This window comes from Roseateles sp. FW301-B2, from assembly GCF_058788955.1.
The window spans coordinates 1-10,633 of sequence record NZ_JBYTBE010000065.1; the positions used below are offsets into that span (position 1 = coordinate 1).

The window sequence follows — 10,633 nt, forward strand, 5'->3', positions numbered from 1 at the left end:
GGGGGGGGGGGGGGGGGGGGGGGGGGGGGGGGGTGGGCGGGGTGGGCGGCGTGCATGTGCTGGCCGCCGACACCGATGGCATCGACGGCGTGCAGGACAACGCCGGCGCCTTCGTCGCGCCCGACACGCTGGCGCGCGCCGCGGCGCTGGGACTGAAGGGGCGCGATTACCTGGACCGCAACGACGCCTACAGCTTCTTCGGCGCCCTGGGCGATCTGCTGGTGACCGGGCCCACCTACACGAATGTGAACGACTTCCGGGCGCTCTTGATTGCCTAGATAGCGAGCCCGCGCCGCGCCGCCATCTCGCGCCCCATCTCGGTCTGCGCCGGCTCGGCCAGCAGCGCCGCGGCGGCCGGAAAGACCAGGCCGTCCTCGGTGCGCAGATGGGCATCGTGCAGGCGCACGAACAGTGTCGCCGCCGGGGTCAGGTCTTGCAGCAGGTGCGAGTCCAGCGGGCCATCGGGCAGGGCCGCCAGTTCGTGCAGCGGCCTGCGCAGCGCCTGCCAGGCGGCGCTGATCTGCACATGCTGGGCGCGCAGCTCGGCGCAGGCCTGCTTCTGCGCGGCATCGCCGCCGGCCTCCAGCGCCGGGAACACATGCAGCTCCTCGTCCTGGTGGTGCAGCGGCGCCGCCACGTCGAAGTAGCGCAGCACATCGCGCGCGGCGCTGCGGGCGGCCTCGTCGCAAGCCTGCTGCTCCTGTAGATGCGCGAGCAGGCGCTCCAGCAGATCCAGGCTGCGCTGCACCCGCTCATGGCAGGCACCCAGCAGCTCGAAGGGCTGCGCATAGCTGCTGCCAGGCTGCAGGGCCGGCGTGCCGGAACTCATGGCGGATTTGGGCTGAATCAAGGGCATGTGGGGATTGTCCCTGGCCCGCGGGGCGCTGAGCGCCCGAATGTGGGCGGTTTGATGCAACGCAAGGACACCGGCCAGGCCCTGGCCCACATTGCGAATCATCTCAGCACACATAGCAGAACAACATCGTGGACAGTCTCAACCTCACAGCGGCGCGCCCGGCGCGCAAGCCGGTGACCGGCTCGGTAGCGGTTGCCGATCTTCGGCTCGGTGCCGCCGAGTGGCAGGCGGTGCTGGGTGGCGAGAGCCTGAGCAGCACCGAGTTGCTGGCCCTCAATGCGATGGCCCAACTGCAGCAGGTGGCGGTGGGCAGCATGGTGTTCACGCGCCTGCAACCCGCCGAGTACCTGGTGGCGGTGGTGGACGGCGCGGTGGGCCTCGGCCTGGCGCGCGACGATGCGCCCTTCCACCTGGAGCATACGGTGCGCGGCCCGCGCTGGTTGGACGTCAGCAGCGCCTGGTTGGGCGGCGGCTACGGCCAGGATGCACGGGTGGTGAACGAGGCGCTGGTGCTGAGGCTGCCGGTGGAGGGTATGCGTCAGCTGATCGCGCGCCAGGCCGATATGCTGGACCGCCTGCTGGTGGCGCTGGCGCAGAACGTGCACAGCCTCACCGGTGTCACCCATGACCTGATGCACAAGGACGCCGAGAAGCGCCTGGCCGCCTGGCTGCTGCAGCGCGCGGTGCCCGAGGCCGATGGCGGCGCGGCGATCTCGCTGAAGGAACGCAAGCGCGACATCGCGGCCCAGCTGGCGATCACGCCGGAGACGCTGTCGCGCATGATGCGCCAGCTCAACCGCAAGGGCGTGATCGAGGTGCAGGGCTACAGCGTCAAGGTCTTGTGCCTGACGGCGCTGCAGGCGCTGGCGCGCGACTAGCCTCCGGCTGAGCGCGCGCGGGCGCCTCGGCCGGGAAGTGCAGGCGCACGCAGGTGCCGCTGGGCCAGGCGGCCTCGATGCCGAGCCTGCCGCCCAATTGCTGCTGCGCCAGCACCTGCACCACATGCAGGCCCAGGCCCGCGTGCCCATGGCCGCGGGCCGTCGTCATGAAGGGCGTGAACACCTGCTCGCGCAGCTCGCTGGCGATGCCGCGGCCGTTGTCCTGCACGCACAGCTCCAGGCCCTCGGCCTCGCGGGCCAGCCTGACCTCGATGGCCGGCGCCGCCGGCAGGGGCGGCTCGAAGGCATGGGTGAGGGCGTTGTCGATGAGCTGGTCGAGGATGCGCAGCAGGGCGCCCGGATAGCCGTCGACCTTGCCGACCGGCTGCAGCAGCGCCACGCCGCGCGCGCCGGCGCTGCCATGCCAGCGCTGCAGCGCCTGCTCGATCTGCCGCCGCGGGTCGAAGCGCCGGCGCGGCTCCGGCATCTGCTCGATCGAGAGTTCCTTGAAGCGCTGCACCAGATCGGCGGCGCGCGTCAGCGCCTTGTGGCCCAGCAGATGGCTGTTGTCCAGCAGGGCCAGGAACTCGTGCAACTCGGCGCGCTTGAGCTGGCCATCGGCGAGGCGGCGACGCAGTTCGGCGGTGGCATCGGCCTCGGTGGAGAGGGCCAGCAGCGCATTGCCCAGCGGGGTGTTGAGCTCATGCGCCACGCCCACCACGATATGCGCCATCGCCGCCTGGCGCTCCTGGTGGGCCAGGGCCTGCAGGGTCTGGTGCAGCTCGGCACTGCGCTCGCGCACGCGCCGCTCCAGCTCGTCATGGGCCTGCTGCAGCGCGGCCTCGGTGGCCTGGCGTATCGAGACCTCGGCGCGCAGCTGGTCCAGCGTGAGGGTCAGTTCTTGATGGCGCTGCGCCAGTGCCGCCTGCAGCTCGTTGCCATGCTGCTGCAGCAGATCGTTCTGCACGCGCAGCTGCGAGAGCGTGAGCGCGTCGGCCAGCAGGCGCGAGCTGAGCTCCTGGCGCTGGCGGTTGCGCCGCTCCTGCAGGGCCTGCAGCTCCAGCTGGGCCTGGTAGGCCAGCTTGTCGAGCCCCGCCTGGTGCGCGGTGCTCACCAGCAGCTCGGCCACGCGCAGCTGCAGCATGCCCAGATAGCTGTTGATGCCGACGTCGCGGAACTCCGCCAGGATGGTCTGGAAGCCGCGGATGGCCGCATCGCGCCGGCCCTCGCCCAGGGCGATCAGGGCCTCGACAAAGGCGGTCCAGCTGCGCTGCTCATCGCGTGCGCGCTCGCTGCCGCCATCCGCCCTGGGCGGCCAGACCAGGTCCAGCAAGCCCCGCATCTGCTGCAGATGCTGGCGCGCCAGCGCGATGTCGCCGCGCCGCGCATGGCCGATCGCCAGGTTGACGGCGGCGCGGTAGCGGGCATAGGGCGGGCCGCTGGCCTCGGCATCGAGGCGCGAGCGCGCATGCCAGTGCAGGCTGGCATCGCGGTGTGCGGCCGCGTCGGCGCCGGCCGCCTCGGCCAGGAAGTAATGCGCCGAGCCCAGCTGGCTGCATACCAGCAGCCGCAGCTCGGCATCGGCCAGCGTCTCGGCCAGCGGTTGCAGCAGCTCGATCGCCTCGCGCTGCAGGCCGCAGCGCAGCAGCGCGTTGGCGGCACTCACGTCCAGCACCACCAGGGCCTCGGCGTCGTGCCCGCCGCGCAGCCAGGCGCGTGCGCGCCCGAAGGCGCTGAGCGCGGGCTCCTCCAGGCCGAGGCGGCCAAATACCTCGCCCAGGGTGATGGCGATCTCGGCGCAGGTGGAGGCCGTCAGGCCGGCGTTGGCCAGGGTGTCCAGGCGCTGCGCCTCGGCCACGCAGTCCAGCGACACCGACGGCGTGGCGCTGGCACGCAGCCGCAGGTCCAGCGCCTGCACCGCCAGCTGGGCCGAGGCCACATCGGCCTGGGTTGGCGCCAGGCCCTGGCACTGGCCCAGGCAGCGCCAGGCGTCGGCGCTGCGGTTCACGAGGATGCAGCGCCGCGCCTGCGCCAGCAGGGCCGGGAAGGCCGGGTCGGGCGAGGCGGTGGCGTGGTCGGACGGCGCGGACATACAGCGGGTGGCGGGCCTGTCCGGCCGAGTGTAGGCCAGGCCGCTGCGCCGGGCGGCGGCCGCGCGCGGCTATCCTTCGCCTCCAACGATGATGTGACCCCGGGGGCGAGGGATGGAGAGTGCGGACTATGTGCACCTGCTGCGGCTCAACGAGCAGGCCAGCCGGGAAGCGCCCGAGCGCTATCGCCAGCGCGTGCTGCGCTTTGCGGTGCTGGGCTATGTGGCGGTGTTCCTGTTCGGCCTGCTGGCGCTGGCCGGCCTGCTGTGGCTGGGCTGGCGCTGGCAGCATGGGGCCAGGCTGGCGGGCTGGATGATCTGGGGCGGGCTGGCCTGCCTGGGTCTGCTGTGGGCCACGCTGCAGGGCCTGCGCGTGCCGTTCCGGCTGCCCGAGGGCCAGCCGGTCGCGGCGCACGAGGCCCCCGAGCTGTTTGCCGGCCTGGCGCGCATCCGCGCCAAGGTGCAGGGCCCGGCGCTGCACCAGGTGCTGATCACCGACGACTTCAACGCCGCCATCGTGCAGCAGCCCATGCTGCTGGGGCTGTGGCATCGCAACTTCCTGCTGCTGGGCTGGCCGCTGCTGGCGGCGCTGGAACCCAAGCGCATGTTCGCCGTGGTGGCGCATGAATACGGCCATCTGCGCGGCGACCATGGCAAGCTCTCGGCCTGGATCTACCGCACGCGCATGTCCTGGGCCAGGCTGAGCCAGCGCTATGAGGAAAGCTCCTCGGCGCTGGGCTGGCTGATGGCCGGCTTCGTGGCCTGGTACTTCCCGCGCTTCAACGCGATGAGCTTCGCGCTGGCGCGCCAGGACGAGTACGAGGCCGACCGCGTGTCGGCGCGCCTGTTCGGTGCCGAGCTGGCCGCCCATACGCTGCAGGAGGTGGCGCTGAAGGCGCAGTGGTTCGGCAGCGATTTCTGGCGCCTGTGGTGGCGCCGCGCGCGCACCGATGAGGCCGCCAGCACCGGCCATTGCGTCGGGCCTTATGCCGGCATGAACAAGCTGCTGCAGCAGCCGCTGGACGCGGCCTGGCAGCGCGAGGCCCTGAAGCGCGAGTTCAAGCGCCTGGCCGGCTTCGACGACACCCACCCGGTGCTGAAGGACCGCCTCGCCAGCCTCGGCCAGGCCGCCGGCCTGCAGCGGCTCTCGGCCATGCACTCGCTGCGTTTGCTGGGCCAGGGCCGGGCGCGCATCGCGCTGGCGCTGGACGCCGCCTGGTGGCAGGCCAACCGCGCCGACTGGCGCAGCCACGGCGAGCGCCTGCGCGCGCTCAACGAGGAGGCGCAGGCGCTCAGCCAGCGCGCCCATGAGCTCAGCGCCGCCGAGTGGTTGCGCTGGGCCGATGCGGTGGAAAGCCTCAGCGACAAGGACCCCACGCCCTGGCTGGAGCGCGCCCTGCTGCTCGCGCCCGAGGACCCGCAGGCGCTGCATCGGCTGGCGCGCCGCCATGCGCCCAGCGGCGATGCGCGCGTGGGGGCCTGGCTGGAGACGCTGTACCAGCGCCACGAGGCGCTGGCCTGGGCTGCCGCCGATCTGGCGCAGACCTGGGTGGATGCCTGCGGCGCGCGCGACGCGCCGCTGCCGCCCGAGCAGCGCCGCCTCTGGCGCGAGCGCCTGGAGAGCAGCCGCGCGCTGGAGGAGGCCGCCTGGGAGCGTTTCCAGCAGCTCATGCCCTGGGAGCAGGGCATGCCCGCGCAGCTGGACGAGGCCCAGCTGCGCGGGCTGCGTGGCATCACGCTGCGCGAGGCCGATCTGCGTGGCGCCTGGGTGGGCGAGCAGCAGCTGGACGTGAAGCCGGCACGCCGCCACTTCACGCTCTGGCTGCAATGCCGGCCGGGCCTCGCGGACGAGGCGCTCGACGCGCTGGCGCAGCGCGTCTACGACGCCGCCGAGCTGCCGGGCCGCGCGCGCGTGGTGGTGCTGGGCCGCCATGTGCCGGCCGACAAGCTGGCGCAGGCGCGCGAGCTCACGCAGCTGCTGCAGCGGCGCTGAAGCGGCTCAGCGCGGCGGGCTCGCCTCCACCACCTCGGCCGCGCTGCGAAAGGCCTCCACCGCCGCCGGCACGCCGCAGTAGACGGTGGCGTGCAACAGCACTTCCTGGATCTCCTGCACGCTGGCGCCGTTGTTGAGCGCGCCGCGCACATGGCCCTTGAGCTCATGCTGCTTGCCCAGCGCGGTGAGCATGGCCACGGTGACGAGGCTGCGCGTCTTCAGGTCCAGCCCGGGCCGCTGCCACACATCGCCCCAGGCATTGCGGGTGATGTGCTGCTGGATCGGCGCGCTGAACTCGCTCACGCCGGCATAGGCGCGCGCCACGAAGTCCTCGCCCATGACCTGCTTGCGCATGGCCAAACCCTTGTCAAATTGCTCATCGTTCATGGCTTCTCCTGCGTTGCCGGCGCAGCATAAGCGGAGCGGGCGGCTATGCTCTCGGGCGTGACTGTCCCCTCGCTCTTGCCACCAGCCCCACATGCCGCCCTGGCCCGCCTGCTGGCCTGGATGTTTGGCCTGCTGCTGATGCTGGCCGCGGCGCCGCTGCCCGCGCGGGCGCAGGGCCTGGGGCCGGGCGGCGCGGCGCGGGCGCTGAGCCAGTACAAGGTGGACAGCTGGCAGACCGAGCAGGGCCTGCCGCTCAACACGGTGCAGGCGCTCTACCAGAGCCATGACGGCTATCTGTGGGTCGGCACGGCGGGCGGGCTGGCGCGCTTCGACGGCGCCCGCTTCACCGGCTTCGACGCGCGCCAGGCGCCCAGCATGGCCTCCGAGCCGGTGTTCGGTTTCATGGAGGACGCGCAGCAGAACCTCTGGATCGGCCACAGCAAGGGCGCGGCCATCTACCGCAAGGGCAGCTTCCAGGCCATGTTCGGCAGCGAGGTCACCGATGGCCGGCGCGTCTGGGCCTTTGCGCAGGCGGCCGACGGCGTGATCTGGGCCGCCACCGAGAACGGCCTGGTGCGCTGGGAACAGGGGCCGGGCAAGGGCGCCACCAGGCTCTACCAGCAGGCCGACGGCCTGCCCACCAACCGCCTGCGCACGCTCGCCTTCGACCGCGCCGGCACGCTCTGGATCGGCACCTCGGGCGGCGGCCTGGTGGCGCTTGCCGCCGGGCGCTTCCGCACGCTGGGCCCGGAGCAGGGCTTCCCGCATCTGCAGGTGCGCCATGTCATCGCCGACCCCGCCGGCGGCATCTGGGCCGCCACCGCCGGCGGCGGGCTGGCGCGCGTGGAGGAGGATGGTCGCATCCGCGTCTACACGGTGGCCGATGGCCTGCCCACCGACCAGCTCACCAGCCTGGCGCGCGATGCGCAGGGGGCGCTCTGGATCGGCAGCTGGGGCGCCGGCGTGAGCCGCATGCTGGAGGACGGCCGCTTCAGCACCATCTCCAGCGCCAACGGCCTGGCCGGCGACCAGATCTGGAGCGTGCAGGCCGATCGCGAGGGCAGCATCTGGATCGGCACCTGGGTCGGCGGCCTGAACCGGCTGCGCAACCGCGCCTTCGGGGTGCTGGGCACGCCCGAGGGCCTGTCGCACGACAATGTGCGCGCGGTGTTGCATGGCCGCCAGGGCGTCACCTGGGTCTCGACCTCGGGCGGCGGGCTCAACCGCATCGAGGGCCAGCGCATCAGCGCGCTGCGCAAGGCCGATGGCCTGCCCACCGACGAGATTTCCAGCCTGCTCGAGGACCGCGATGGCGCGCTCTGGATCGGCAGCTACACCGCCGGCGTGGCGCGCCTGCAGGGCGGCAAGATCGAGCGCTTCGGCCCGGCCCAGGGCCTGCCCAGCGCGGAGGTGCGGGTGCTGTTCCAGGACCGCAGCGGCACGCTGTGGGCGGGCACGCAGTCGGGGCTGGCGCGCTTCAGCGGCAAGGGTTTCGAAGCGGTGCGCGACGAGGGCGCGCCGCGCGGCGGCGTGGCGGCGATGCTGCAGGACCGGCAGGGCACGCTTTGGTTCGGCACCACCGGCGACGGCCTGGTGCGCCTGCGCGACGGGCGCTTTCATACCCTCAGCAAGGCCGACGGCCTGGTCTCGAACTGGGTCATGGCGCTCTACGAGGACGCCGACGCCAAGCTCTGGATAGGCACGAACGGCGAGGGCATGAATCGCCTGAGCGACGGCAGCCTGACGGCGATACGCCCGGCCGACGGGCTCTGGGACGGCATTGCCCTGACCATTCTGGAAGACCGCGCCGGCTATCTGTGGATGAGCTGCAACCGCGGCTTCTTCCGCGTCGCGCGCGCCGAGCTGAATGCCTTTGTCGAAGGGCGCCAGGCCAAGGTCAGCTCGAGCGGCTTCGGCCCGGGCGATGCGCTGCGCAGCACCACCTTCGCCGGTGGCCTGCAGCCGGCCGGCGCCATCGACGCGCGCGGCCAGCTCTGGCTGCCCTCGTCCAACGGCCTGGTGATCGTCGACCCGGCCCGCCTGCCGGGCGCGGGGCAACCGCCGCAGACCCAGCTGGAGGGCGTGCTGCTGGATGGCGTGAGCCGGCCGCTGGATGCCGAGGTGCTGCTGCCGCCGGGCTCGGTGCCGCTCACGATCCGCTATGCCGCGATGACCCTGCTGAACGCCGACCGCGTGCGCTTTCGCTACCAGATGGAGGGCATCACGCGCGACTGGGTGGACGCGGGCCGCAGCCGCGAGGCCGCCTTTCCGGCGCTGCCGCATGGGCAATACCGCTTCCGCGTTGCGGCCTCGACCGATGGCGTGCATTGGAGCGAGGCCGCGGCGCCGCTGCTGATCACCGTGCGGCCCTATTTCTACCAGACCGGCTGGTTCATGGCGCTGGCCCTGCTGGGCACGCTGGCGGCGCTGGTGGCGCTGTTCCGCCTGCGCACCCACGCGCTGCGCGCCCGCCATGTCGAGATGGAGCGCCTGGTGGCGCAGCGCACCGAGGAGCTGCGCCTGGCCAACGAGCATCTCTCGCGGCTCTCCTTCGTCGATGCGCTCACCGGGCTGGCGAATCGACGCCGCTTCGATGAGGTGCTGGCCGAGGAATGGCGGCGCGCGCGCCGCAACCGCGTGCCGCTGGCGCTGGTGATCGCCGACATCGACGGCTTCAAGCTCTACAACGACCGCCTGGGCCATCTGGAGGGCGACCGCTGCCTGACCGCGGTGGCCGCGGTGTTCGCGCATGCGGTGGGGCGCGCCGGCGACCTGGCGGCGCGCTATGGCGGCGAGGAGTTCGTCGTGCTGGTGCCAGGGGCCGACCCGGCCGCCGCCTTGCAGGTGGCCGAGGGCATACGCGCCGCCTGCGAGGCGCTGGCGATCCCGCACCCCGCCGCCCCGGTGGGCGAGGTGATCACGCTGAGCCTGGGCGTGGCCTCCTGCATCCCCTCGGAGCAGGCCTCGGCCGAATCACTGTTCGCGCTGGCCGATGCCGCGCTCTACTGCGCCAAGCAGGAAGGGCGCAACCGCGTCAGCCTGGGCAAGACCTGACACCGGCGGCCGGCCGGCGTCGTAACATCGAGCCATGGTCATCTTCTACTGGGTCATGGGCCTGCTCATCGTCGGCACGTTCGTGCCCTCGGTGTTCTATCTGCTGCTGTATGCGATCACGGGCGACGACCGTGCCGCGCAGCGCGCCAGGGCGCTGTGGAACGTCAGCCGCACCGCCGGCATGTTCGGCATCAACCTGCTGATCTGGGGCCATGTGGCCGTGGGCCTGTGGCGGCTCTGGTTCAGCTGAACAGGGCTTAGCGGCTGAGTCCGCGCGCTGCGATCTCCCACAGCGCCTCGACCCGGCCGGCGCGCACCGCCACCAGCTGCTCGTGCAGGTTCAGCGTCGGGTCGCAATGTCCGGGCACCAGCAGCAGCTGGCTGCCCAGCGCCGGCCGCGCCACAGCACCGCCGTCCACGCCGCACTGCACGATGCCATGCTCGTCGTTGGCCGACACATAGTGCAGCTGCGGCCGGCCCCAGACGCCGGGCAGGCCCGAATCGGTGGCGAGCGACTTGAGGCCGGCATCGAGCACGCAGCGCTCGCCGTTGCCCACGCTCATCACCGTGCTGGCGAGGAACAGGCTGTGCTCGAAGCGCAGCGCACCCGCGACCTCGTTGCGGCCGTAGTCGCCGTCCATGAACACATAGGAGCCCGGCTGCACCTCGGTGTAGACGCCGCTGGTCAGATCGAACTCGACGCTGCCGGTGCCGCCACCGGTGACGACCTCGCAGCGTTGCCCCGCGGCCGCCAGCGCCGCCACCACCGCGCCCGCACGCTCGGCGGCCAGGGCCGCGGCGACGCGGCGTTCGCCATGCCCGCGCAGATGCTGGATCGAGCCCTGGTAGGCCTGCAGGCCGGCAAAGCGCAGCTGCGGCTGCGCGGCGAGGGCATCGAGCAGGCGCAGCACCGCGGGCGCGTCGTCCACGCCGCAGCGGTGCTGGCCGACATCGATCTCCACCAGCACGTCGAGCCGGCTGCCGGCCGCGCGCGTGGCGGCCGCCAGCGCCTCGATCTGCTGCACATGATCCACGCAGACGCTCATGCGCGCGTGCAGGGCCAGCTGCGCCAGCAGGGTCGCCTTGGCGGTGCCGCCGATCTCGTTGCTGATGTGGATGTCGCGCACCCCCGCCCGCACAAAGGGCAGGGCCTCGCTGACCTTCTGGCAGCAGATGCCCACGGCGCCGCGCTGCAGCTGGGCCAGCGCGATGGCCGGGCATTTGTGCGCCTTGGCATGCGGGCGCAGCGCCACGCCGGCGGCCGCGGCGGCGGCCTGCATGCGCGCCAGGTTGCGCTCGAAGGCATCGAGCTCCAGCAGCAGGGCAGGGGTGTCGATGGCGCCGAGCGGATCGCCGGGGCGGGCGGGGGGCGGCAG

General features: G+C 72.5%; 9 protein-coding genes. 5 read left to right on the forward strand and 4 right to left on the reverse strand.

All coding sequences use genetic code 11. The annotated features are described in order from the left end of the window. A partial coding sequence (locus tag AC3WQY_RS24415) for an MOFRL family protein (RefSeq protein ID WP_492711193.1) occupies window positions 1–278 on the forward strand: 278 nt, incomplete at its 5' end. Here AC3WQY_RS24415 and AC3WQY_RS24420 read toward each other — a convergent pair. Then, window positions 275–856, reverse strand: coding sequence for a hemerythrin domain-containing protein (locus tag AC3WQY_RS24420; RefSeq protein ID WP_285233281.1), 582 nt, complete (start codon window positions 854–856; stop codon window positions 275–277). The genes AC3WQY_RS24415 and AC3WQY_RS24420 overlap by 4 nt on opposite strands. A gap of 128 nt (window positions 857–984) precedes the next feature. Here AC3WQY_RS24420 and AC3WQY_RS24425 point away from each other — a divergent pair, with 128 nt between their 5' ends. Continuing rightward, a complete protein-coding gene (locus tag AC3WQY_RS24425; RefSeq protein ID WP_492711195.1) occupies window positions 985–1,734 on the forward strand; it encodes a Crp/Fnr family transcriptional regulator in 750 nt (249 codons plus the stop codon). Here AC3WQY_RS24425 and AC3WQY_RS24430 read toward each other — a convergent pair. After that, on the reverse strand, window positions 1,688–3,826 hold the full coding sequence (locus AC3WQY_RS24430; RefSeq protein ID WP_492711197.1) for a sensor histidine kinase: 2,139 nt from the start codon (window positions 3,824–3,826) through the stop codon (window positions 1,688–1,690). The two genes, AC3WQY_RS24425 and AC3WQY_RS24430, sit on opposite strands and share 47 nt — an antisense overlap. A gap of 112 nt (window positions 3,827–3,938) precedes the next feature. On the opposite strand from AC3WQY_RS24430, the gene AC3WQY_RS24435 reads away from it, so the two are divergent. Then, on the forward strand, window positions 3,939–5,816 hold the full coding sequence (locus tag AC3WQY_RS24435) for a M48 family metallopeptidase (protein ID WP_492711198.1): 1,878 nt from the start codon (window positions 3,939–3,941) through the stop codon (window positions 5,814–5,816). A 6-nt stretch (window positions 5,817–5,822) separates the two neighbouring features. Here the strand turns inward: AC3WQY_RS24435 and AC3WQY_RS24440 are convergent, their stop codons facing one another. Continuing rightward, on the reverse strand, window positions 5,823–6,203 hold the full coding sequence (locus AC3WQY_RS24440; protein ID WP_492711199.1) for a carboxymuconolactone decarboxylase family protein: 381 nt from the start codon (window positions 6,201–6,203) through the stop codon (window positions 5,823–5,825). 57 nt (window positions 6,204–6,260) lie between these two features. Here AC3WQY_RS24440 and AC3WQY_RS24445 point away from each other — a divergent pair, with 57 nt between their 5' ends. Continuing rightward, window positions 6,261–9,257 (forward strand): two-component regulator propeller domain-containing protein, encoded by a 2,997-nt coding sequence (locus tag AC3WQY_RS24445; RefSeq protein WP_492711200.1) that lies wholly within the window; start codon window positions 6,261–6,263, stop codon window positions 9,255–9,257. Between the two features lie 34 nt (window positions 9,258–9,291). Beyond that, window positions 9,292–9,507: a hypothetical protein gene (locus tag AC3WQY_RS24450; RefSeq protein ID WP_285233275.1), complete on the forward strand. Its 216-nt coding sequence runs from the start codon at window positions 9,292–9,294 to the stop codon at window positions 9,505–9,507. Window positions 9,508–9,514: 7 nt separating this feature from the next. On the opposite strand, the gene AC3WQY_RS24455 is transcribed toward AC3WQY_RS24450, so the two are convergent. Further along, window positions 9,515–10,633, reverse strand: a 1,119-nt coding sequence (locus tag AC3WQY_RS24455) for a DSD1 family PLP-dependent enzyme (protein ID WP_492711202.1), incomplete at its 5' end; no start/stop codon positions are given.

Coding starts and splice junctions, on each gene's coding strand:
- AC3WQY_RS24430 (WP_492711197.1), bottom strand. CDS start 3,826: ATGTCCGCGCCGTCCGACCACGCCACCGCCTCGCCCGACCCGGCCTTC.
- AC3WQY_RS24435 (WP_492711198.1), top strand. CDS start 3,939: ATGGAGAGTGCGGACTATGTGCACCTGCTGCGGCTCAACGAGCAGGCC.
- AC3WQY_RS24440 (WP_492711199.1), bottom strand. CDS start 6,203: ATGAACGATGAGCAATTTGACAAGGGTTTGGCCATGCGCAAGCAGGTC.
- AC3WQY_RS24450 (WP_285233275.1), top strand. CDS start 9,292: ATGGTCATCTTCTACTGGGTCATGGGCCTGCTCATCGTCGGCACGTTC.
- AC3WQY_RS24420 (WP_285233281.1), bottom strand. CDS start 856: ATGCCCTTGATTCAGCCCAAATCCGCCATGAGTTCCGGCACGCCGGCC.